This window comes from Chryseobacterium sp. PCH239 (assembly GCF_018924625.1).
Classification (GTDB): Bacteria; Bacteroidota; Bacteroidia; order Flavobacteriales; family Weeksellaceae; genus Chryseobacterium; species Chryseobacterium cucumeris.
Window position 1 is genome coordinate 1,317,081 of the sequence record NZ_CP073027.1, and the last position, 24,820, is coordinate 1,341,900.

At 34.3% G+C, this 24,820-nt stretch carries 15 protein-coding genes and 1 CRISPR repeat array (1 of these 16 running past the window's edge); of the genes, 4 read left to right on the forward strand and 11 right to left on the reverse strand.

Annotated features, from left to right (window positions below; translation table 11 throughout):
* Nucleotides 1-262: 262 nt before the first annotated feature.
* Both KBP46_RS06120 and KBP46_RS06125 read left to right on the forward strand, forming a co-directional pair.
* Complete coding sequence (locus KBP46_RS06120; protein WP_253297224.1) at nucleotides 263-1,075, forward strand: RNA polymerase sigma factor; 813 nt, start codon at nucleotides 263-265, stop codon at nucleotides 1,073-1,075.
* Between the two features lies 1 nt (nucleotide 1,076).
* Nucleotides 1,077-2,171, forward strand: a complete 1,095-nt coding sequence (locus KBP46_RS06125) for a hypothetical protein (protein ID WP_216444914.1) — start codon at nucleotides 1,077-1,079, stop codon at nucleotides 2,169-2,171.
* Nucleotides 2,172-2,635: 464 nt separating this feature from the next.
* Here KBP46_RS06125 and KBP46_RS06130 read toward each other — a convergent pair whose 3' ends face one another.
* The 10 genes from KBP46_RS06130 to KBP46_RS23570 all read right to left on the reverse strand — a co-directional run bounded on the left by KBP46_RS06130 (nucleotide 2,636) and on the right by KBP46_RS23570 (nucleotide 22,377).
* Nucleotides 2,636-3,799, reverse strand: a complete 1,164-nt coding sequence (locus tag KBP46_RS06130) for a hypothetical protein (protein WP_216444915.1) — start codon at nucleotides 3,797-3,799, stop codon at nucleotides 2,636-2,638.
* Between the two features lie 351 nt (nucleotides 3,800-4,150).
* Entirely contained in the window at nucleotides 4,151-4,711 is a 561-nt protein-coding gene (locus KBP46_RS06135) for a hypothetical protein (protein ID WP_216444916.1), read from the reverse strand.
* Nucleotides 4,712-8,272, reverse strand: coding sequence for a DUF6443 domain-containing protein (locus tag KBP46_RS06140; protein ID WP_253297225.1), 3,561 nt, complete (start codon nucleotides 8,270-8,272; stop codon nucleotides 4,712-4,714).
* Nucleotides 8,273-8,276: 4 nt separating this feature from the next.
* Nucleotides 8,277-11,582, reverse strand: coding sequence for a hypothetical protein (locus KBP46_RS06145; RefSeq protein ID WP_216444917.1), 3,306 nt, complete (start codon nucleotides 11,580-11,582; stop codon nucleotides 8,277-8,279).
* Between the two features lie 2 nt (nucleotides 11,583-11,584).
* Entirely contained in the window at nucleotides 11,585-13,126 is a 1,542-nt protein-coding gene (locus KBP46_RS06150; RefSeq protein WP_216444918.1) for a T9SS type A sorting domain-containing protein, read from the reverse strand.
* A gap of 360 nt (nucleotides 13,127-13,486) precedes the next feature.
* Entirely contained in the window at nucleotides 13,487-13,990 is a 504-nt protein-coding gene (locus KBP46_RS06155; RefSeq protein ID WP_216444919.1) for a hypothetical protein, read from the reverse strand.
* Nucleotides 13,987-17,532 (reverse strand): DUF6443 domain-containing protein, encoded by a 3,546-nt coding sequence (locus KBP46_RS06160; protein ID WP_216444920.1) that lies wholly within the window; start codon nucleotides 17,530-17,532, stop codon nucleotides 13,987-13,989. Before KBP46_RS06160 ends, KBP46_RS06155 begins: the two co-directional genes overlap by 4 nt.
* A gap of 4 nt (nucleotides 17,533-17,536) precedes the next feature.
* Entirely contained in the window at nucleotides 17,537-20,833 is a 3,297-nt protein-coding gene (locus KBP46_RS06165; RefSeq protein WP_216444921.1) for a hypothetical protein, read from the reverse strand.
* A gap of 2 nt (nucleotides 20,834-20,835) precedes the next feature.
* Complete coding sequence (locus KBP46_RS23565; RefSeq protein WP_253297226.1) at nucleotides 20,836-21,741, reverse strand: T9SS type A sorting domain-containing protein; 906 nt, start codon at nucleotides 21,739-21,741, stop codon at nucleotides 20,836-20,838.
* 204 nt (nucleotides 21,742-21,945) lie between these two features.
* Nucleotides 21,946-22,377, reverse strand: a complete 432-nt coding sequence (locus tag KBP46_RS23570) for a hypothetical protein (protein WP_253297227.1) — start codon at nucleotides 22,375-22,377, stop codon at nucleotides 21,946-21,948.
* A 709-nt stretch (nucleotides 22,378-23,086) separates the two neighbouring features.
* Between KBP46_RS23570 and KBP46_RS06175 the strand changes: the two genes are divergently transcribed.
* Nucleotides 23,087-23,770, forward strand: a complete 684-nt coding sequence (locus KBP46_RS06175) for a nucleotidyl transferase AbiEii/AbiGii toxin family protein (RefSeq protein WP_216444922.1) — start codon at nucleotides 23,087-23,089, stop codon at nucleotides 23,768-23,770.
* A gap of 40 nt (nucleotides 23,771-23,810) precedes the next feature.
* Nucleotides 23,811-24,122: a hypothetical protein gene (locus tag KBP46_RS06180; protein ID WP_216444923.1), complete on the forward strand. Its 312-nt coding sequence runs from the start codon at nucleotides 23,811-23,813 to the stop codon at nucleotides 24,120-24,122.
* 66 nt (nucleotides 24,123-24,188) lie between these two features.
* Here the strand turns inward: KBP46_RS06180 and KBP46_RS06185 are convergent, their stop codons facing one another.
* The gene (locus KBP46_RS06185) at nucleotides 24,189-24,335 is read right to left on the reverse strand and encodes a hypothetical protein (protein ID WP_216444924.1); all 147 of its coding nucleotides are present in this window, start codon (nucleotides 24,333-24,335) and stop codon (nucleotides 24,189-24,191) included.
* Between the two features lie 137 nt (nucleotides 24,336-24,472).
* Nucleotides 24,473-24,820: direct repeats of the CRISPR family, unit length 47 nt; unit sequence GTTGTGAATTGCTTTCAAAAATTATTATCTTCGTGATTAGTCACAGC (it continues 469 nt past the right edge of the window).

Sequence of the window (24,820 nt, forward strand, 5' to 3'; positions counted from 1 at the left end):
CTTCAATATTAATAATCGAAGCTATTGCTTAGATTCTCGACTAGAAAACTGGTAATTTTATGTGTACGGGAAGATAAGTAAATTAGCTCACGACCGCGGCGTGGGCTCTCTTATCGTACACGGGTATACCAGTACCTCTAGTCAATAAGTTGAGTTCCACGCCTTTTCTTTTAGGCAATATGTAGTTGAGTTAGCGTTTTGATGCAAAGAATTCATCTTATTGATCGAAGCAGTTTCTTCCAGCAACAAATTTTTACTGCTTATGAAAACAGACTCTTTACCCCGAATGCCCACCGATCATCAGCTATATGAACTGCTGAAAAATGGTAATCCGACCTCTTTAGAACATATCCATTCACGTTACAAAAGACTTCTTTTCTGGCTCGGTAAAAAAATGCTTGAAGACGATTTTGTGGTGGAAACGCTTGTGCAGGATACTTTCCTTAAACTTTGGTTACACCGTGATTCGATTGAAACTCCTAATCACATCCTGGGCTTTTTACGGTTTGTCTTGAAAAGAGACTGTATATCATACTTCAATGCTCCAAAAAATAAATTCGCCCGTTTAACCACTTCCCTTGAACATTTTGAGAATTATCAGGATTATCTCACCGGTTACGATCCCTTGCAAGATCAAGAGCATCTCCTACGTCAGCAGTCCGATCAAAAAGATTTTGATGAAGTTAACAGGGTTTTAAATGTAATAAATCCCAAAAGAAGACACTTGATTGAACTTTGTCTTGAATATGGCTTTCAGTATAAACCCATTGGAGAAGCAATGGGGAGCAGTGTGACAGCCATAAGCAATGAAGTGAACCGAGCCATAGATGATCTTCGGAAAATCATTAAGGGAAGTTCTTTTGAACAGCAACAAAAAAAAGCTTCCCACAATCAAGAGCAACCAGATAAACTCAGTAACCGGCAATTAGATATTTTAAAAAGAAGATTTGAGCAAAAATCTTCCTTCATAGTAATTGCCAAGGAACTCAAACTTTCAGAAAAGGAAGTCCATAGGGAATTTCTACATGCTTATCAATATTTGCAGAAGAACAACAGATTATTAAAAGCTCTTTGAAATGGAAAAATCAACGATTACTCTTACCCGAAAAATTCAGTTACTGATCGATGTTCCTCCTACCAAGAAAAAGGAGGTGTGGGAAAAGCTCTATTGGTATCAAAACCGATGTTTCCGCGCGGCTAATTTTATTGTTTCACATCTGTATGTTCAGGAAATGGTTAAGGATTTCTTTTACTTCACCGAAGAAATCCAATACAAACTGGCCGATGTAAACAAAGACCAAATGGGAATATTTACACGCTCAAAAACAAGCACAACTGCACGCATGGTATTTGACCGTTTCAAAGGAGAGATCCCTACCGATATTCTGGGAAGCCTGAACAATACGATTCAATCTACTTTTTCTAAGAATAAAGCCGGATACTGGCAGGGCTTAAAGTCTTTGAGAAACTTTAAAAAAGACATTCCTATTCCGCTTCCGGTTAAATGCATCAGCAAAATGAAATACGATCCTGATAAGAAAGCATTTTGTTTCAACATGTTTGCTATTCCGGTTAAAACGTATTTAGGGAGGGACTTCTCCGATAAACGCCTTATAATGGAACGGCTTTTAAAGGGAGAGATAAAGCTTTGTACATCACAGATTCAGCTTAAAGCAGGGAAAATCTATTGGCTGGCAGTATTTGAATTTGAAAAAGAAGAGCACCTTTTACAACCTGAAATCATCGCTGAGGCTTCTCTGTCTCTGGAACATCCTATAGTAGTAAAAGCTAATAATGTACGAATCAATATTGGTTCAAAAGAGGAGTTTTTATATCGTAGACTTGCTATTCAGGCAAGTCAAAAAAGGATTCAGGCCGGTATTGCCTATGCCTGCTCTGGGAAAGGAGCCAAACGCAAACAAAAAGCACTTTATAGAACAGAAAATTTGGAAAGCCGATATGAAAGTCATCGTCTTCATGTGTACAGCCGGAAACTTATTGATTTCTGTATCCAGCAGCAGGCAGGCACACTTATCCTAAAAAATCAGGAAGATAAAATCGGTATTGCAAAAGAACAGGAATTTGTACTTCGCAACTGGAGTTATTATCAATTGCAGACTAAGATAAAATATAAAGCAGAAAAAGCTGGCATCGAATTAATCATTGGATAGCTAAAAAAATATGAGGGTGCTTGTACACCCGTAGGGTGAGGTTAATAAGCACTCACTAAATACTTAATAGTATATACAACGGCGTGGGCTCTTTTTTTATATGTATAATATGGAATAGAAATACATCAGGGAAAAAGCATAAACGCTTTAGAGAAATGGTGGGAATAAAACAATGAACTTTAGCTGACCTAGGTGATAACTGTAATCAGAAACAATTTCATTTACTTGAACAAAAGGAAGAGTTTGATGAAGATCTCTTCAAAACAACTGTTTAAATTTTCAAAAGAAAAAAGAAAAAAAGAAAGTCATAAATTCATTATTGAAGATTTTAAAAAGCAAGTTTATGATAAAAAATACGACCTGCAAGGTGGAGATTTTTTGTCATATCCTTTGGACCTGAACTTGTTTTTTAAAAAATCTGGAACAATACCTTTGTTTTCTTTTATGAATTTTTGCAGTCCTTCTTATGACCTCTTTATCTTTTTTCTTTTTTGCTGAACAGGAATATTTTCGGTATTATATTGTATTCTATGATCACCAATGTTCAGTAAGGAGAAGATTTCTAAACTGCTGTCAGGATTTTTAAAAACCTCTTCCAGTGATGAAAAAGGAATATTATTTTCTTCTGAAACTTTTTTACAAATGAGATCAACTATTGTTATGAGTTTCTCTTTGGTAGTATCAAATAACTTCGGCTGTTTGAACTTTTCAAATTGGATTGCTTTTATGATTGTATTCTTTACAGAATTAAAATAAGTTTCCTTTTCTTTTGTATATACTGTAACATTAGACAGTATGCCGGAAAGCTTGTTTTTTAACAGTGAAATTTCTTTGTTTAAGTCAATATTCTTTTGCTGAAGCTCAGTAATGATTTTAGTTTTGGATTGAAGAATTTCTTTATTTTTAAGCAGTTCAGTATTATATGATTTAAAAACTCTCTCATAGTTTTCAATCGTCTTATCTGTTTTGATCCTGCTAAAACCTAAAAAGTCATTTTCTTTGACAATAAGATCTGCAAACTTTTTAGATTTGAGTTCTTCCTTTATTTGTGCTATCTTATTATTTAGTAACACAAGCTCATTTTCCTTTTTTTGAATTTTAAATTCAATAGCTTCCAGTCTTCCTTTAGAACCTGAAATACCTCTCACCATTTCCAGACATTCAGCAGTAATATCCTGCATTTTTGAATAATGGAAGGATTGATGTTTCAACGTTTTCCCTGTTTCCAAATCCTGCCAATCTGCCACTAAATGAGCATGATAGTTAGGTTTCCATTCTTTAAAATCCTTATCATAATGGCCTTCATCTTTATGAATGGCAATTTGAAAAATTCTTATTCTTAGTTCTTCTTCAAGCCTTTTGGAGAGCCTATGCAGGTCCTGCATCGTTGTATTTTCTTTAATGACAACTACCGCTTCACGAACAGGCATTGCATTTTTCTGTAATTTTCTTCCGGATTTTTCCTTACAGTACGCTTCTATTGATTTTAGTCTATCTGAAATCTTACTCTCTATCCAATATTCATTTTTTTCCGTAAGAACCTTTTTTATATAGTCAAAAGTTTTTCTTCTGAAATTGTGCGCTTCAGAATCTGTTTTGACCGCCTTAAAATTGATAGATGTTTTCATAACTCGCAAAATAGTTCACATAGCATTACTCATACATAATAAGATTCGTTTGGCTTCGACTTTCACTTATTGGCTTAAATTAGTGAACCATAAAATAATCATGCAAATATGGACCACATATCAATTAATAAGATCTTTAACCGACTAAACCCGGATTGTTTTTTCATCTATTCGTAGATAGCCACTTGCAAGATTCTATACCATACTAAAACAATACTTGCTAACAAATTTTCAAAGGCTATTATAAAATTCTGATACAATATTATAAACAGGAAACCCATCACAATTGTAATGGGTTTACATGTTATAATCTGTACTTATTGAAGCATCTCATTGAGAGATACCATAAGTTCATTTAGGGTTAAAAAGATGAACAACTTCCTCTGTTTCTTTCTCTGCTAAAACAGGAGGATCAAATATTACATCTCGAGTAATTTTCTTTTTAATCGTATCAAAAAGCATTTCACCTTTTATATATTGATTTTTATTATCATGAGTAAATGTATATACAGCATATGGCTCTCCTGTTTTACTGTAAAAAATCCAAGGCCCCCTTTTTAAGTATAAATTTTCCCCTTTATAAAAATCTATTTCTCCCTCACTTGCTATTTTTCCATTATTAAAATAGATTGTTGAAGTAAAATGATTAGGTGCTTTATGTAAATAGGAGTAGCTACTTATCTTTTTATTTGGATAATATTTATAAATTTTAATTACAGTACCATTATGATAAATATACTTACTATCTAATTTAGCACTCTTATCAAATACTTCTGAACTTACTAATCTTCCTTTACTGAATGTCGCTTTTGTATTAGTCTCATTCGTTTTAATCCATTCAACATAATTTTCTTTTTTACAAGACTGTAGCAAAAGAATAATTATCCCAATCGTAAAACCTAAGTTCTTCATTTATTTTTGTTTAGACTTTATTACACTATCAATTTTTGCCTTTACATATGGATTTGAAATTTCGTCATAATTATTTCCTGTATGCCAGTTCTGATATATATTTCCTGTTTTTGGCACTTTAAATTGCATAATAGTATCTTTATTATCAAGTGGTACCGTAGCATTAATAATTGTATCTTTATTGACAGGTTGCACCTTTCCTCCTAAAAATGTATATGCTAAATCTCCTAATGCCATAATATCAACCCTGTAAGCCATAATATCTTTCCAATCATTTCCTCTGCTTAAACTATTAACCATTCCTCCCATAAAACCATCCAAGCTTACAATTTTATCAATATCCCCTCTAAAGAAAGGATTAGCATGGTTTAAAGGACCAGCACCTCCTAAATTTGTATAAAAGTTACCACCTTCATTTCCTAAATGAGAAAGATATCTGGTAAGATCAAAAGCACCTTGACCTTTTATATACATTCCTCCAGGTGTTGTTGTCGCTCCATAAGAAGTGTTGCCGTTTGCATCAGTATAAGTTCCGTCTGCATTTAAGGTATATTTGACATCACCTGTAGTTTGATCTGTAACTTCGCCTGTTTCTGCGACACCGTATACATTTGCATACCCTGCATCCATTGCCTCTTGCGTTGTATTAATCTTGGCATTATAGGTCAATTTATGTTGTCCATCTATAATTTGATGTATCCAACCTAACCCCTCTCTACCATCAGGATCTATAAAATTAACAGGGTTACTAAAGGCATAATTATAGGTGCTGTGTCTTGTCATCTTTTCCGCCAGTGGATCTATAACTCCCCATCTACCAAGGTCACTCATATACATTCTTGCTCCAAAATCACTCCATCCAGTTTCCTGTAGTTCTTTACCTCCGAATTTATAGTTATAATAACCTCCAAAGTTTGAACTTGAATTTCCTCCTATATGGTTTAATCCAAATGGATAGTAATTATTGGTATCTATAGATTCCAGCACTCCTGCATTACTTTTAGCAAAAGTTATTCTTGTATTTCCTAAATGATCCTTATAATTGTAAATATAGCGGTTTTCTGCGAAACTGTAAAATCCTTCTGCTGTAGGCACAAATTCTAATTTCCACTCAGCTGCAGGAGGAAACAGTGGTGGTCTTTTGGAATAAGCCTGTACTTCAAATGCAGTTTCTGTTTTACAGGTCAGACATGTACCTCCGTTATCATCATATGAATATTGGAAGCCATCCAGATAGTCTGTCATACGGCTTGTAGGAAGTCCCATATAAAACTGCTGTGAAACTGTTTTACGAAGCTTTACCCCATCAGCACGGTACAGGTGTGATATTCCTGTATTGATAGGTCTGTCCATATAATCAAAACTCTGGATAGAAATAGCATTAGGCAGATTAAAGAAATTATAAGCAATGGATTGGATTCCTTTATCCTTCATATCAGTCATATTGCCATTAAGATCATAAGCAATGATATTGTTTCCTCCTTCATATCCTGAGCTGTTAGTCGAATGTTCTATCACCTGATTCAAACGGTTTCCTGTATATTTATATTCAAGATCATCTACCTGTGTGGCTGTAGTCCCTGATACAGGATAAGCATTTCTTTTCAAGGTCATGATATTTCCATTCAAATCATAGGTCAGGTGTTCATTGAAATTGTTATTATACGGATTGGTAGCTCCAGGCTCTGTATAAATAGCATCTTTCAGCCTGTTAAGAGGATCATAGGAATATGAATATCTTTTCAAAGCTCCCTCTGAGGCATTTCTCCAATCTACTTCTGCAATATTTCCATTATACCTTCCTGAAGCTAAATTGGTATACTGAGGGTTAGTATACCTGATTTCATACCCAAAGAGTTTCCCGTTTAAAGAAGCTGGATCATTGATTTTGGTAAGCCATCCACGGATATTGTACTTGTAATCTATCGATTGCAGTGGACTAGCAATATCTGTTCCTCCTACTTTTTTATTGGTCACCTGGGAAATTTCGTTATATGTATTTTGCGCAAGTATTTCTGTTGGATTGCTATCAACCTGATGCTTATGAGAAAGTAGTCTGTTCTGGTGATCATACTCAAATGTTTCTGTAATCACTTTTTCTGTATCAGTATCTAATCTTTTATGTCGGGTAATAGCCAGCTTGGTAACCCCTGCAAAATCAAGTTTGGATTCTGTATGGGTATATCCTCCCACATAATTGATAGAGTGGCTTCCAATAGCTCTTCCTTTCCTATCATAATATGTATAGTTTTTTGTCCAGCTGTCATCTTCAATATTTTTTACAAAACTCATGACAGGCATACCTTTAGTACTCCTTCCATCAGCTGTAAGAGTTTCAGTAAGTATAGGTTCTCCCTGAATCATTGAAGGAAAAGCAGGATTAAAGCTGTATGCTGGATAAGAATCGTAATAGTTTAAAGACAATAAGGTAACCCATTTACTCGCATTGGGATAGGTAGTATCGGGATTGTTATAATATACATTCATTCCCTGTCTTTCAAAAAAGGGTGTATCTATTCTATTCACATTGTTGGAAGCATATCCATTAACAACATCCTGTTCCTCATACCTTTGTCCTCCAGTACAGATTCCCGTAATAGCAACTCTTCCAAACTGATCATACTTCGTGTACAGCCATTGTCCTTTTGCTCTTAATACTGCATCCTGGGTTCCTACCAGTCTGTCCTGCTTGTCATAAATCATAAATTCCCACCCCTTACCTGGAATCTTTTTCCCAACTAAACGGCCCCTGCCGTCATAACGATACTGATATGCTAAAGCATCACGTTGTAGAGTTCCCCAACTTGCCAACCCCGATAAAAGTGGGGGGATAACAAACGCTAACTGATCATATTCATTATACACATAATACGTATCTGCATTTTCGGTAGCGCTGATTACCTTTCTTACCAATATAGTTTGTCCCTTACCATTTTTAAATTCTATGGTTTTATTTTCATCTTCATCCGTAACCGTATTTTTATATAACTGAGCATCTCCATACATCCCATTGTTAACTACATTTGACTCTGTAGCATTATTTACCCAAGCTGTAGGAGCCGTAAATTTTTTGACCTTGTCTAATGTAGAATTGGCTTCATATCCGAACTTTACAGATTTTCCATTCCAGTCATTACCTACTTGTTTCTGTTCCATAATCCTGTCCAAAGGGGACTTTTCCAGATCTTTTTCAGAATAAATCTTTTCATTCCCGTAGGTGTTAGGATAAACACCCAATGGCCCTGAATAATAGTTTCCGTTGCTGGTAGAAAGTTGAGGAACAGGCAGGTAATCTTTTACCTGTCTTCCGAACTGGTCATACTCAATATGAGTGACAACATCTCTCCCCAGAGGTGAAGCCTGTAAGTTGACAATCTGCTTAGGTCTTCCAAGCCCATCAAAATACTGAACCGTTTCTGAAGATTTTGTAGGGAAAGCTCCGTTATAATCCAGATACGTTTTGGTCTGAATATAATTTTCATTGTTGGAAATCGTGGAAAGCTGGGCATAGGTTATATTCGATAAGAGTAATGCTCCTATTGGTATTATGAGTTTTTTCATCAGTTTAGTTTTTATAATTATATTTGTACTCTGTTAAAATTCTGCCTGTTCTGTTTTGTTCCCTTATTTCTTTGAGTTTGTTTGCAGAGTCATACATGTAGTGTTCTCTGATTCCTGAAGAGGCACATATACTGGTTACCCCAACTAAAGGGTTGTAAGTATATGTAGTGATTTCAAAATTTTTAAATTCTGGCTTTGTTCTGAAGCTGTCAAGTTCAGAAATTAGCGTGTCTTCTGTAGCATCATCAATATCCAGGTCTGATTTTTTAACGATTTCAAGCTGTAAATATGAACTGTTGTCATCACCATTTAAGCCAAATGCCTGCATTACCTGAGAGTATGTTGCTCCTTTTATAATCGCTATAGGCTGACTACCTTTATATCCCCAGATTGTAGTTACAGGAATAGTATCCTGGGCGGTAACCTGAAGTTGATTACCCTTAGCATCATATCTGTCCACAGTTATATTTTTAAATGATCCTGATGGAGTATCCAGCATATAAGTTGATACGGATGAAGGAAGAAAACTATTGGTAATTTCATACTTCTTCTCTACTTTTTTTGTTACAGTATTATTGTTTTTGGATTGTTTCTCTACTACTTCTCCAACAATATTCGCATTAATAAGTTTTTGAATTTGTTTGTCAGCAGGATAAGAGTACTGTTCTTGTGTGATATCATTATTGGCATGCTGAGTACTTTGCTGTTTGATGAACCCGTCAGTATTGCAGTCAAAATTCTGTATGGTACTAATTACCTTTCCTCCCAAATATTCATTTTTTGTTTTCGTCTTCAAAAAATAATATTCATTGTAATATTTGTTAATATGAAAATAGAATGAATAGATATTAGTGTTTTCAGCAATAAATGTATCTGGTGATGAAACACCTACTCCATAAATTGTTTTCATGCTAAAACCATTAGGATTTCTTTGATAATCATTAATTGTTTCAGAGAGAACATTACCAGACTCATCTCTTATTTTTTCACTAAGGATAAGTCCTTTATTTGCACTTGAGGTAAATCCTATAGTCGGATGATTATTACCTGAATCCAGAGGCCACTGATTTTCACTTAAATCATCAATGTAAGCAGGATCTGCAATATATCCTTCAGAGAGACTTGCTCGTCTCCATTGACGACTTATCATTTTATCATAAATATTATTTGCATATTCCCTTGTTGTAAGATTATATTCAATTTCTCCTTTTCCCAGTGTTTTTACTCTTACTTTTGAGTATCGTAACGGATTTTCCCACCTTATATATTTAGGATTGGAGTATATTACATTATACTTACTTCTCATTCCACTGTCTTCATTAATTTCCACAGATTGAGTATCGTAAAGTTTACCTGCTCCAAAACTGTTATTAATATAAGTTGTTGAAAGTTCTAAAGGCATAACTCCACTGGAATCACCATTATCCAATTTATATATATACGAAGTAACAAGAGGCTGGGAGTCAGTTTCATTTACCTTTTTAGTAATAGTTTTAATTCTTAATCCTCCAGTAAGTCTGCGTAAATATACATCGTTAATAGGGATGGTTCTAAAATCGTTAAGTTCATATTCATACTCAACACTTCCTTTGGTAGGATAAATAATCTTTGTGAGAATATTCGCCTGCGATCTTACTTCATCAGGAGCTCTATTGGCACCATAAAATGAAATATCTAAAACGGTAGGAATAAGTGTAGGAATAGAATTATTGGTATTGTCATTATAATAGCCCCAGAAATCCTGTAAATAAGAATTTCTCTGAGGAAGATTCTGAGTCATATTATATTCAAATCCAGTCACTGCATCTGCTGTTCCTGTTTGTGACAGAACCTGTCTTATTGAATTAAGCTTCAATCTTTTACACTCGTATGTATTGCAAGAACCTTGAAAATAAGACTGATTAAGAGTGAATTTTTCTATTAATTTTCCATTATAATCATATTTTTCTATAGCTGACAAACTTTTTCTTGTATTGGAACCATTTTGTGATTGATCAATATCTTCCCTTTGTAATCCGTTATACATAAAAAGAATTTTATTGTTATTGGATGTTTTTATTTCTGAAATCCTCTTAGGAGATCTTATTCTAAAAGAAGTATTTCTAGGTAATTCTCTTTTAGTAAAGCCAGGATCTCCAGAGTCCATAAAATGATCTGGTGGAGATGATGTATAGCCTGCAGCTGGATTTCCTGATTTGAAGACTTGCATTATTGATGCTTTTTGTTGATAGACCAGATCAGGAGCCGTTGCGTAGGAATATTCTATAAAATCACCATTAATTCCTACGACTTTACTTAGATACCATTTTGAGACATATTCATCCGCCGATATTCCTTCATTGGTATTGGGTGTTGGACCAGACCAATCATCATAAAACGGTGTAGTCTGGGTTTCGCTATAAGTCACTTCAGTATAAGAGGAATTATTTGAAAAATAATATTTAATTCCTTCTGGTGTTGTGAATATCCACTGATTTCCTGATGAATTAAATGGAGATTCAATTTTTAGACCTGGTATATGAGGTATTGTAGTAGGTACCCTATTACCATCAAAAATAAATTTACCCGAATATTTTCCAAAATTAAAATAGAATTCATCAGGTTCACCATCCACATTTATCATAGTCCACCCTGTTCCAGCCATAGCTCCTAGGTCTGCCACAGTTATTCCTGATCCCAAATTTAAGGGACCTGACACCTGCTGTGCTAAAAGTGAACGAAAGTTGGTTTTATATACATGGTTTTCGGCATCTACAGCAAATTCCTGAATAGTTCCTCCTAAAGATTTGTCTTGGTAGGGTTGGTCTGGGAATACAAAAGTGCCATTAAATGGTGTATAATAAGGGTGTGAATTCCAATTTCCAAAATCAAGCCAGCCATTGATTGATTTTTGGCCGTTTACAACATGGGCTGGTGTATTAGCAACTATTCCAACTTTTGCGTCTGTATAAATTTGAGATTCATCAGGAAAACCATTCACTTTTCTGGTAATTGTTCCTCCTGATTCCAAATCCCATCCCAGACCTAAATCTGATGATATATCGTTTATTTTAACACCGCTACCTTTCGTATAAACCAAATTTATTTCATCCTGTAAAAAATTTGTCCCAATATTAGTAACTGAAACTTTTGGAGCATTAACTCCAGTACTTAGATTTACATTATCCCCTTCTACATTTAATTTATTTAGTGTACTAACTTCAGGCTTGTTAATGTTTTTAACAGACAGATCTCTCCAATATAATTGGGCACTTGTAGTAGCAGATAAAAAAGATAAAATTAATGCAATTTTTATTTTTTCTTTCTTCATAGTTATTTCTTAATTAGTTTAGCATTTGCCGTTTTATTTGTATCAGTTTTTATAGTCACCAGATACGCTCCCTGAATCAAATTCTGAGTATTTATCTTTGTTACTTTATTCTTGGTTTTCAGACTCTGTAACTGTCTTCCGCTCATATCATACAACAGAATATCAGCCTCTTTAAAATCAAAGCCAATTTCTACGTAAGCATAATCTGATACAGGGTTTGGATAAATTTTGATATCATATTTTTCAATTAGTTGATCAACCTGCCTGTCTCCCAGCTTTACAATCTTCCAGTTTTCTTTTCCTAGTTCTTCTGCGCTCGTTCCTGCCATTACAATAGAACCGTCTCTGTTCAGCTTTAAATCAGAAAGCCTTTCTTCCTTCTTTCTGGATTCTCCTTTTACATATTTTCTCCACTGCTCATTTCCATTCTGATCTAAATACAGGATCCAGAAAGTTTCATCATCAGTCTGTATTCTTCCTTCTGCTTGGGTATAGCCTCCTAATAAGATTCCTTTTGAAGATTTATCATCTGCTGAATGAAGAACGCTCATTCCCATCAGAATATCACGGTTTTTGAAATTGTAAGACTTCTGCCACTGCTCATCACCTTTTTCATTTAAGGAAATCAGCCAAAGGTCTGTTCCTTCTTCTAATCCAAAAGTTTTATTACCTGATCTTTCTGATCTGGATTCTCCGCCAATAATGAATCCATTTGAAGTTAATGCCAGGGTTCTCAAATGATCATCACCTTTTCCTCCAAAGTTCTTTTCCCATTCAACTTTTCCGTTTTTATCCAGCTTTACAATCCAGTAATCACCTTCGCCAAAGTTTTCTGTTTTCTTTGTCCCACTTATGGAACTTCTGGAATATATTCCAAGTAGTGCTCCTCCATCACGAGTAGGGATCATCTTCTCTACTTCATCAAGTCCACGGCCTCCAAATGTTTGCTCAGACAGAACCTTTCCGTCCTTATCTAACCTAATGATCAGAACATCTTTGGAACCATAACCTTTAGAGGAATTTTGTACATTTCCAGCTACAAAGAATCCCTGATCTATAGTCTGAATCACAGCTCTTGCTTCTTCATCTGATGAGCTTCCTAAGGTTTTCTGCCATAATTCATCACCAAATTCATTGATTCTAATTAACCAAATATCAGAGCTTCCTTTGGAATCCTCCTTTTTATCAAATCCTTTTCCTGAATATGAAGTTCCAGAAATCAGAAAACCACCGTCCTGAGTAGTGACAGTTGAAGATAAATAGTCATGATTGTTTCCAGAAAAATATTTTTCAAAAACCTGTTCTCCCTGCTGATTTAATTTTATCAGATGGAAATCGTAACCGTTGTTCTGCTTGCTGTTCTGCCTAAGCTTATTGGTCTGAATACTGCTTCCTGTGATCAGATACTGTCCGTCAATTGTTGTAGTAATCTGGCTTAAAAAATCCTGAGCTGAGGACTTTATATCTTTCTGCCAAAGTACCTCCTGAGCAGATATGCTCGTAATAGTGCATAGAAACAATGCACACATGTAGAGTTTTTGCATAAATATGTTGTAATTAAATTTAATGAATAATGATATATGAATTGTGTAGATTGGAAATACACAAATTGCCGAAATAGAGTATTGGTTTCATGGCCGTGTTTTTTTAATGCGTGCAAAATTAAAGCTTTTTAATACTTATCCAAAAAGAAATTTATTAACTTTCTATAATGGGACAAAGGTATATTTGGAAAACGACAAAACATGTCGTGTTATATTTTACTATACAAACATTAATCTAAAATTTGCCATTAATAATTTAAATTATTATTTCTCAGTACCTATAAATAAAAATACTGTAGAGATTGTTCTACAGTATTATAAGCTAGTTGGATGTTACAAATACCTCGCTAAAAGATATTTTTATTCTTTAGATGGAGGTGGAGGAGCAGGGAGTTCATACTCTCCCATAGGTTTAAAATATTTCTTTAGGTTCCCTTTTTCAATTATTTCCAGATGATTCACATCCTTTATTTTATAAACTACCCCTTTTTGATAATCATCACCATCATAATATGGAGGTTTCAAACCATTTATTGGATCATTTAATTTGTTATTTTCTTTTATTATTGTAAAAATAGGTTTATATGGCCTAGTAATTATAATTTTATTTTTTTTATAATTAAAGTATCCTATATTATCCACCGTATATGTTGGACGGAGTATTCCCTCATATTTAGAAGACATAATTATTAATGTATCGTGTCTATTGAAAACATAAAATATGCTATCAGTTTTAGAAATTTTATTGTGAATATCATCTACGCTTTCGGTTATTGTTTTATAAATTTCATCAGAGGTAAAGTATTCATTCTTTTTTTCACAACTAAGAAAAAAGCAAAAGCATATTATTATAATTTTTTTCATTTTAAAGATTTTAGGTTAATAGAAGATCCTACAGTTACCTTGCTCGTATTATGCCAGAAATATTTCCATAATGTATTTTTACCTTTATTAGGTGCATAGAAAAGATAATGCCCAGGATAATTATTACTTTCAGTTCTTTTATAAAATATCCTATCACCGGCTTGTGCTATACCATAATCTCCACCAGTTGCACCATTATCTGGAGATGGTTCATTTCGATTTTTATGAGAATGTATTTCAAACAATAATTTTGACATGGACTGATTTTGAAATGTAGGAGGTGTCAAGTCCCCTTTATGGCCAGTATATAATGTAAATAGAGCGTTCCCATTTACATTATAAGCATCTAGTCCCCATTCAACATTAGAATTTTTTGCAGCAAACATAAAAACATTAGCAGCATCATTTGGGTTTTTTGTGCGTGCATAATTAATTTTATTAAAGCCATAGGCTTTATCAGAAGTTGTCTGTATTGACAATGCACTTATAAGTGATCCACTATCTTTGCTTGCCTTTGATACTTTTGCATAATCTGTACCTTCTTTACCTTCTCCACTAATTTCTTTTTGTGCATGTCCTTTTGAATCCTTAATTGCATTTCCATTGGAATCACTTTTAGCTTTGTAAAGTCTGTCAAAATTATCATCAGTTTTTTGGATTAAACTGATATTCCCATTACCATCAATACCATAATCGTCATAATTCATCCCATTGGAATCAATAAATAAAATAGGGTTATTTCCTGACATATGATATGCTGACATTGGATAATATATTTCCGCCAGTGGATCTACTACTCCCCATCTTCCAAGGTCAGGCATATACATCCTCGCTCCATAATCATAAAAACCGGTCTCCTGCAATTCCTTTCCATTATACTTGTAGTTGTAAAAACTTCCAAAGTTTGAGTAATTTGATCCTCCAATATGGTTTAATCCAAACGGATAATAGTTATTGACATCCATTGTCTGAACTACCCCGGCATTATTCTTTCCAAAACTTACCCTTATATTCCCCAAATGATCCTTATAATTGTAAATATAACGGTTTTCTGCAAAACTGTAAAATCCTTCTGAAGTAGAAACAAAATCCAACTTCCATGAAGACGGGGTAATTATTGGACCTATAATCTTTGAATAAGCCTGCACTTCATATGCCGATTCCGTTTTGCAGGTGGTACATATCCCACCATCATCTTCATATGAATATTGAAAGCCATCCAAATAATCAGTCATACGGGTTGTTGGTAGTCCCATATAAGCTTGCTGACTATATGTCTTATGAAGCTTCACTCCATCAGCACGGTACAAATGGCTTATACTTGTTGTACTTATATTTCCAACAGGATTAGTAAATTGTATACCAATTGAAACAGGCAGATTAAGATAATTATAAGCAATAGATTGGATTCCCTTATCCTTCATATCTGTCATATTACCATTAAGATCATAACCAATTATATTGTTTCCTCCTTCATATCCTGATGGATTAGGTGAGTTTTCTATCACCTGATTCAAACGGTTTCCTATATACTTATATTCAAGATCATCTACCTGAGTGGCTGTAGTTCCTGATACCGGATAAGCATTTCTTTTCAGGGTCATGATATTTCCATTCAGATCATAAGTCAGGCTTTCATTGAAATTATTATTATACGGATTGGTAGCCCCAGGTTCTGTATATATAGCATCTTTCAGTCTGTTAAGAGGATCATAGGAATATGAATATCTTTTCAAAGCGCCTTCTGAAGCATTTTTCCAATCTACCTCTGCTATATTTCCATTATATCTTCCTGGAGCTAAATTGGTGTATTGAGGATTAGTATACCTGATTTCATATCCAAAGAGTTTTCCATTCAAATTTGCTGGATCATTGATTTTGGTTAACCATCCACGGATATTATACTTATAATCTATAGATTGTAATGGATTAGCCACATCTGTTCCTCCCACTTTTTTATTGGTAATCTGGGAAATTTCATTATAGGTATTTTGCGTAAGAATTTCTACAGGGTTACTATCAACCTGATGTTTATGAGAAAGTAACCTGTTCTGGTGATCATAATCAAATGTCTCTGTAATCACTTTTTCTGTATCAGTATCTAATCTTTTATGTCGGGTAATAGCCAGCTTGGTAACCCCTGCAAAATCAAGTTTGGATTCTGTATGGGTATATCCTCCCACATAATTGATAGAGTGGCTTCCAATAGCTCTTCCTTTCCTATCATAATATGTATAGTTTTTTGTCCAGCTGTCATCTTCAATATTTTTTACAAAACTCATGACAGGCATACCTTTAGTACTCCTTCCATCAGCTGTTGGAGTTTCAGTAAGTGTAGGTTCTCCCTGAATCATTGAAGGAAAAGCAGGATTAAAACTGTATTCAGGATAGGTATCATAATAATTAACAGTTAACACCTGAGTGACACTGGTAGGAGTGGAAGCCTTAGTGTAATATACAGGCATACCATTTAAAGTCAAACCAGCAGTAGCAGTTCTGGCTTCATATAAATTAGTATTGGCATTGACACTATTTTGCATTGATGCCCTGCTGGAAGTGTTATTTGTAATTCCAGTATAAATGACTCTTCCATACTTGTCATATTTAGTGAAAAGCCATTGTCCTTTTCCTTTAAGAACCGTATCCTGGGTCAGGATAAGCCGATCAGCTTTATTATACACCATATATTCCCAGCCTTTACCAGGAAGCTTTTTTTCCACTAAACGGCCCCTGCCGTCATAACGGTACTGATATGCTAAGGCATCTCGCTGTACTGTTGTCCAACTGTCTAGTTTAGAAAGTAGTGGAGGAATAACAAATGCTAACTGATCATATTCATTATAAACATAATACGTATCTGCATTCTCGGTAGCGCTGATTACCTTTCTTACCAATATAGTTTGTCCCTTACCATTTTTAAATTCTATAGTTTTATTTTCATCTTCATCCGTAACCGTATTTTTATATAACTGAGCGTCTCCATACATCCCATTGTTGACTACATCTGACTCTGTAGCATTATTTACCCAAGCTGTAGGAGCCGTAAATTTTTTGACCTTGTCTAATGTAGAATTGGCTTCATATCCGAACTTTACAGATTTTCCATTCCAGTCATTACCTACTTGTTTCTGTTCCATAATCCTGTCCAAAGGGGACTTTTCCAGATCTTTTTCAGAATAAATCTTTTCATTCCCGTAGGTGTTAGGATAAACACCCAATGGCCCTGAATAATAGTTTCCGTTGCTGGTAGAAAGTTGAGGAACAGGCAGGTAATCTTTTACCTGTCTTCCGAACTGGTCATACTCAATATGAGTGACAACATCTCTCCCCAGAGGTGAAGCCTGTAAGTTGACAATCTGCTTAGGTCTTCCAAGCCCATCAAAATACTGAACCGTTTCTGAAGATTTTGTAGGGAAAGCTCCGTTATAATCCAGATACGTTTTGGTCTGAATATAATTTTCATTGTTGGAAATCGTGGAAAGCTGGGCATAGGTTATATTCGATAAGAGTAATGCTCCTATTGGTATTATGAGTTTTTTCATCAGTTTAGTTTTTATAATTATATTTGTACTCTGTTAAAATTCTGCCTGTTCTGTTTTGTTCCCTTATTTCTTTGAGTTTGTTTGCAGAGTCATACATGTAGTGTTCTCTGATTCCTGAAGAGGCACATATACTGGTTACCCCAACTAAAGGGTTGTAAGTATATGTAGTGATTTCAAAATTTTTAAATTCTGGCTTTGTTCTGAAGCTGTCAAGTTCAGAAATTAGCGTGTCTTCTGTAGCATCATCAATATCCAGGTCTGATTTTTTAACGATTTCAAGCTGTAAATATGAACTGTTGTCATCACCATTTAAGCCAAATGCCTGCATTACCTGAGAGTATGTTGCTCCTTTTATAATCGCTATAGGCTGACTACCTTTATATCCCCAGATTGTAGTTACAGGAATAGTATCCTGGGCGGTAACCTGAAGTTGATTACCCTTAGCATCATATCTGTCCACAGTTATATTTTTAAATGATCCTGATGGAGTATCCAGCATATAAGTTGATACGGATGAAGGAAGAAAACTATTGGTAATTTCATACTTCTTCTCTACTTTTTTTGTTACAGTATTATTGTTTTTGGATTGTTTCTCTACTACTTCTCCAACAATATTCGCATTAATAAGTTTTTGAATTTGTTTGTCAGCAGGATAAGAGTACTGTTCTTGTGTGATATCATTATTGGCATGCTGAGTACTTTGCTGTTTGATGAACCCGTCAGTATTGCAGTCAAAATTCTGTATGGTACTAATTACCTTTCCTCCCAAATATTCATTTTTTGTTTTCGTCTTCAAAAAATAATATTCATTGTAATATTTGTTAATATGAAAGTAAACTGTATTGATCGCAGATCTTTCAGCAATAAATGTATCTGGTGATGAAACACCTACTCCATAAATTGTTTTCATGCTAAAACCATTAGGATTTCTTTGATAATCATTAATTGTTTCAGAGAGAACATTACCAGACTCATCTCTTATTTTTTCACTGACAATAAGTCCTTTATTGGCACTTTCTGTAATACTAATTGTAGGATGATTATCACCTGGATCTAATGGCCATTGATTGGTAGAGGGGTCTGTAATATAAGATGAATTAGCAATATAAGTCCCATGTGAATCTGCTGCCTGCCATTTACGGCTTATCATTTTATCATTAGTATTATTAGGATACTCTGCCGTAGTAAGGTTATATTCCGTTTCACCTTTTCCTAATGTCTTGACTCTCACCTTTGAATAATGTAAAGGATTTCCTGACTTTATATACTTAGGGTTTGAATAAATCATATTATACTTGCTTCTGGTACCATCATTTTCATCAACTTCCACTGTCTGATGATCATACAGCTTCCCTGCTCCATATGTGTTATTAAGTTGAGTTAAAAGATAGGTAGGTAGAACTCCGCTGGAATCACCGTTATCAAGTTTATAGATATAGGAAGTAACTATTGGATTTGCGGTTGCAGATTCTTTTTTACTGATATTTTTTATCCTTAGCCCTCCTGTTGTGCTTTTACTATAAACACCATTTACAGGGAGTGTTCTAAAATCGTTAAGTTCATATTCATACTCAACACTTCCTTTGGTAGGATAAATAATCTTTGTGAGAATATTCGCCTGCGATCTTACTTCATCAGGAGCTCTATTGGCACCATAAAATGAAATATCTAAAACGGTAGGAATAAGTGTAGGAGTAGAATTATTGGTATTGTTATTATAATATCCCCAGAAATCCTGTAAATAAGAATTTCTTTGAGGGAGGTTCTGAGTCATATTATACTCAAATGCAGTTACTGGATCTGCTGTTCCCGTTTGTGATAGAACTTGCCTTATCGAATTGAGCTTTAATCTCTTGCACTCATACGTATTGCAAGAGCCTTGAAAATAAGACTGATCAAGAGTGAATTTCTCTACGAGCTTGTTATTATAATCGTATTTTTCGATACTTGACAAACTTTTTCGTGGATTGGAAGTATTTTGTGATTGATCAATGTCCTCTCTGTGCAATCCGCCATAATTAAACAGTACTTTGTTGTTATCCGATGTAGTGATAGCAGAAATTCTTTTAGGTGATTTAATTCTAATGTTTGTATTTCTCGAAATTTCACGTTCATAGAATCCTGGATCTGCTGAATCTATAAAATAATAAGGTGGAGTTGTAGTAAAGCCTAAGCTTGGCTGTCCTGCTTTGAAAACCTGTTTAATTGAAGAATTTTCAGTATATACTAAATCAGGAGCCGTTGCGTAGGAATATTCTATAAAATCACCATTAATTCCTACGACTTTACTTAAATACCATTTAGAAATGTATTCATTGGCATCTATGCCTTCATTAGTGTTGGGAGTAATCCCAAAACAGTCATCATAAAGAGGAGCTGTTAAAGTTTCACTGTAAGATGTTTCCCTGTATGATGGAGTATTTGAAAAGTAATATTTAACACCTTCGGGAGTTGTAAAAATCCATTGATTCCCAGGTGAGTTGAAAGGAGATTCAATTTTGAGTCCTGGAATATGAGGAATCGTGGTTGGAGTCCTATTTCCATCAAAAACAAATTTTCCTGAGTATTTACCAAAATTAAAATAAAAATCATCGGGTTCACCGTCAACATTAAGTGTATCCCATCCCATTCCTGCCATAGCTCCTAAATCGGCTATCGCTAAACCAGAGCCTATATTAAATGGTCCAGAAACCTGTTGAGCTAAAAGAGATCTGAATTTTGTATTATAGATATTATTTTGTGCATTTAAAGAAAATTCCTGAATAGTGGCTCCTAGAGATTTATCTTCATAAGGAGTGCCAGGTAAAGCATATGTTTTTCCATTGATAATTTTGGTTTTAGAATTCCAATTGCCATAATCAAGCCAGCCGTTGACTAATTTTTGTCCATTAGGTACATAGGATGGACTACCGCCTTCAACTCCCACTGATGCATCAGTGTAAATCTTGGATTCATCAGGAAAGCCATTTACTTTTCTGGTAATTGTTCCTCCTGATTCCAAATCCCATCCCAGACCTAAATCTGATGATATATCGTTTATTTTAACACCGCTACCTTTCGTATAAACCAAATTTATTTCATCCTGTAAAAAATTTGTCCCAATATTAGTAATTGAAATTTTTGGTATTACTACACCTGTACTTAAATTAACATTATCAGCAGATACTGCTAAATTATTAAGCTGCCCTACCTCTGTTTTCTTTACACTTGTTGTAGCCAGTTCTCTCCAATATATCTGTGCACTTGTAGTAGCAGATAAAAAAGATAAAATTAATGCAATTTTTATTTTTTCTTTCTTCATAGTTATTTCTTAATTAGTTTAGCATTTGCCGTTTTATTTGTATCAGTTTTTATAGTCACCAGATACGCTCCCTGAATCAAATTCTGAGTATTTATCTTTGTTACTTTATTCTTGGTTTTCAGACTCTGTAACTGTCTTCCGCTCATATCATACAACAGAATATCAGTCTCTTTAAAATCAAAACCGATTTCTACGTAAGCATAATCTGATACAGGGTTTGGATAAATTTTGATATCATATTTTTCAATTAGTTGATCAACCTGCCTGTCTCCCAGCTTTACAATCTTCCAGTTTTCTTTACCCAACTCTTCTGCGCTGGTTCCAGCTAAGACAATAGAACCGTCTCTGTTCAGCTTTAAATCAGAAAGCCTTTCTTCCTTCTTTCTGGATTCTCCTTTTACATATTTTCTCCACTGTTCATTTCCATTCTGATCTAAATACAGCATCCAGAAAGTTTCATCATCAGTCTGTATTCTTCCTTCTGCTTGGGTATAGCCTCCTAATAAGATTCCTTTTGAAGATTTATCATCTGCTGAATGAAGAACGCTCATTCCCATCAGAATATCACGGTTTTTGAAATTGTAAGACTTCTGCCACTGTTCATCTCCTCTTTTATTTAAGGAAATCAGCCAAAGGTCTGTTCCTTCTTCTAATCCAACAGTTTTATTACCTAATCTTTCTGATCTGGATTCCCCGCCAATAATGAATCCATTTGAAGTTAATGCCAGGGTTCTCAAATGATCATCACCTTTTCCTCCAAAGTTCTTTTCCCATTCAACTTTTCCGTTTTTATCCAGCTTTACAATCCAGTAATCACCTTCGCCAAAGTTTTCTGTTTTCTTTGTCCCACTTATGGAACTTCTGGAATATATTCCAAGTAGTGCTCCTCCATCACGAGTAGGGATCATCTTCTCTACTTCATCAAGTCCACGGCCTCCAAATGTTTGCTCAGACAGAACCTTTCCGTCCTTATCTAACCTAATGATCAGAACATCTTTGGAACCATAACCTTTAGAGGAATTTTATACATTTCCAGCTACAAAGAATCCCTGATCTATAGTCTGAATCACAGCTCTTGCTTCTTCATCTGATGAGCTTCCTAAGGTTTTCTGTCATAATTCATCACCAAATTCATTGATTCTAATTAACCAAAGATCAGAGCCTCCTTTGGAATCCTCCTTTTTATCAAATCCTTTTCCTGAATATGAAGTTCCAGAAATCAGAAAACCACCGTCCTGAGTAGTTACAGTTGAAGATAAATAGTCATGATTGTTTCCAGAAAAATATTTTTCAAAAACCTGTTCTCCCTGCTGATTTAATTTTATCAGATGGAAATCGTAACCGTTGTTCTGCTTGCTGTTCTGCCTAAGCTTATTGGTCTGAATACTGCTTCCTGTGATCAGATACTGTCCGTCAATTGTTGTAGTAATCTGGCTTAAAAAATCCTGAGCTGAGGACTTTATATCTTTCTGCCAAAGTACCTCCTGAGCAGATATGCTCGTAATAGTGCATAGAAACAATGCACACATGTAGAGTTTTTTCATACTTGTGTTATTAATGTTAAGTAAATGTCGATTGATGTATTGTGTATAACAGAAATACACTAAATTGCCGAATGTAATTATTATTTCATAGTTATGTTTTTAACGCGTGCAAAATTAGGGATTATTAATCTTCACCCCAAAATAAATTTTATTAACTTTTTAACAAGACAAAGATATCTCTGCAAAGCGACAAAACATGTCGTGTTATTTTAATTTAAGACAATGTGATAACTGATATTAGCTAATAAAAGTAAGTTGAATTAAAACTCTAGCAAAATTCTTAAACTATTTAAAAGTCTCGCAGAGCGAAGCAGCAACTTTGTTAGAGCTTAAGGACTTTCAAAGTTGCGAATGAGCTCCTAACTTTTCCGCATAGTTGTAAAATCGAACGCATTTATATATGCAATAGAATTATTCTTAAAACAAAATCTCAGATAAATTACTTTTTACAAAGCACGCTTAGTTTTGATTAATAGTTTAAAAGGTACAACCGATTTTAAGTTTTTCAACTAAAAGCTAGGCTTCTAAAAATAGATATATACTTATGTGGCTACCAAAAGAAAAATTTTAAAGTTCAATCATTAATATCTGCATCAATAAAAGACTTCTAATTTTGACTTTAATTGACAAGCGAAGCTAAATAGTTCCTTGCACTGCCATTATACAGACATACATCATTCTCAGAATTAATTTTCTGAAAAATGAAATTATGATCCACAAGGAAACTGTAAGTAAGGAAATGTGGGAACTCTTACAACAGCTGATGAAAGATGAAATGCTAAAAGATTTTACTTTGGTAGGCGGTACCGCTTTAGCCTTAAAATTAGGGCATAGATTGTCTGTAGATATTGATTTGTTTACCACAAGGGATTTTGACTCATTCGCCTTAATAAGCCACTTACAAAAAGAATACAATGCGACTAACGAAATTGTTTTTGAGAATACCGTAATGACCTATATTAAAGATATAAAAGTTGATCTTTTAGCTCATAAATATCCTGTCATAGCAATGGATAAAATCTCAGAAAATATAAGAATGATTTCTAATGACGACATTGGTGCTATGAAACTTCACGCAATATTTCAAAGTGGAGAAAGATTAAAGGATTTCGTAGATATGTATTTTCTTCTTGAACAAAAACCTCTACAGTCATATTTAAATAGCTACCATGCGAAATACAACGGAAATTCAAATTTGGCAGCGCACTCATTAGTTTATTTTGATGGGATTAGAAAAGAATATGATGTTTCAATGGTTCGCGGAAAAGAGCACAAATGGAAAACAATGCAGGAAAGACTTAAGGAAGCTGTACTAAATCCTAATGTGAAATTTGGAAATTCAGCTGAAAAAAAAATCGTTCTAAAAAACAAAGGAAAGGGATTTAGAAGGTGATTTTGTTGTCATAACGAGATAAAATCACTATATTTAAAGTATGGGATTAAAGAAAAAAGTCTTGCCAAAAATACATCCAAAATTCTTTTGGGATACCAATTTTAGGAAACTTGATTGGGAGAAAGCATATATCCCAATTATTTCTCGAATTCTTGAAAGGGGTGGGCAAAATGAGATCGATGAAATTATAAAATATTACAGTCGAGAAAAAATTGTTGATACAATCATAAAAGAAATTTATTTTCTGCCTAATTATGCCATTGACCGAGCAATGGATTTTTTTCCAGAACTTAAAAAAGAGGAGATGCACTGCTATATTAACCGTAAGGATAAACCATATCATTGGATATAGCTAAGAAACTACTTATCTAACCGATAACTCAAACCAATTCTATTTACGAGAAAACAATTCCTCGTATTAAAAATTGAAAGGTGCTACATTGGAAATAACAATGGCAATAATAATGGGTGAACGATTATAAATTGCAAAAATTACTACTTTCCAATCACTTACAACAGCATAAAATCTTTCACAAGACATTGCATAGGTATGAATTGCTTTCAAAAGTTGTTATCTTAATAATTAATCACAGCTTGATTATTTACAATCCTTTGCCGGTTGGTGTTGTGAATTGCTTCTAGAAATTATCATTTTAGTGATTAGTACATACATGAAATAGAAGCTTTTATGAAGAGTGAGCGGTTGTGAATTGCTTTCAAAAATTATTATCTTCGTGATTAGTCACAGCAAACCTACGAACTACACCAAACCGCGTAACGTTGTGAATTGCTTTCAAAAATTATTATCTTCGTGATTAGTCACAGCTAGCGTCAGTTAAAGGAGTTCCATCATACCGTTGTGAATTGCTTTCAAAAATTATTATCTTCGTGATTAGTCACAGCAGATCTCTCATATTCGTTTTGCTCCCAATAGTTGTGAATTGCTTTCAAAAATTATTATCTTCGTGATTAGTCACAGCATCCTATGTCGATTATCTACATCGTATGCGGTTGTGAATTGCTTTCAAAAATTATTATCTTCGTGATTAG

What these genes read in the sequence shown, in the direction of transcription:
- KBP46_RS06150 (WP_216444918.1), bottom strand. Translation starts at nt 13,126, where the DNA reads ATGCAAAAACTCTACATGTGTGCATTGTTTCTATGCACTATTACGAGC.
- KBP46_RS06175 (WP_216444922.1), top strand. Translation starts at nt 23,087, where the DNA reads ATGATCCACAAGGAAACTGTAAGTAAGGAAATGTGGGAACTCTTACAA.
- KBP46_RS06140 (WP_253297225.1), bottom strand. Translation starts at nt 8,272, where the DNA reads ATGAAAAAACTCATAATACCAATAGGAGCATTACTCTTATCGAATATA.
- KBP46_RS23570 (WP_253297227.1), bottom strand. Translation starts at nt 22,377, where the DNA reads ATGAAAAAACTCTACATGTGTGCATTGTTTCTATGCACTATTACGAGC.
- KBP46_RS06145 (WP_216444917.1), bottom strand. Translation starts at nt 11,582, where the DNA reads ATGAAGAAAGAAAAAATAAAAATTGCATTAATTTTATCTTTTTTATCT.
- KBP46_RS06120 (WP_253297224.1), top strand. Translation starts at nt 263, where the DNA reads ATGAAAACAGACTCTTTACCCCGAATGCCCACCGATCATCAGCTATAT.
- KBP46_RS06130 (WP_216444915.1), bottom strand. Translation starts at nt 3,799, where the DNA reads ATGAAAACATCTATCAATTTTAAGGCGGTCAAAACAGATTCTGAAGCG.
- KBP46_RS06155 (WP_216444919.1), bottom strand. Translation starts at nt 13,990, where the DNA reads ATGAAAAAAATTATAATAATATGCTTTTGCTTTTTTCTTAGTTGTGAA.
- KBP46_RS23565 (WP_253297226.1), bottom strand. Translation starts at nt 21,741, where the DNA reads ATGATCCCTACTCGTGATGGAGGAGCACTACTTGGAATATATTCCAGA.
- KBP46_RS06165 (WP_216444921.1), bottom strand. Translation starts at nt 20,833, where the DNA reads ATGAAGAAAGAAAAAATAAAAATTGCATTAATTTTATCTTTTTTATCT.
- KBP46_RS06135 (WP_216444916.1), bottom strand. Translation starts at nt 4,711, where the DNA reads ATGAAGAACTTAGGTTTTACGATTGGGATAATTATTCTTTTGCTACAG.
- KBP46_RS06180 (WP_216444923.1), top strand. Translation starts at nt 23,811, where the DNA reads ATGGGATTAAAGAAAAAAGTCTTGCCAAAAATACATCCAAAATTCTTT.
- KBP46_RS06125 (WP_216444914.1), top strand. Translation starts at nt 1,077, where the DNA reads ATGGAAAAATCAACGATTACTCTTACCCGAAAAATTCAGTTACTGATC.
- KBP46_RS06160 (WP_216444920.1), bottom strand. Translation starts at nt 17,532, where the DNA reads ATGAAAAAACTCATAATACCAATAGGAGCATTACTCTTATCGAATATA.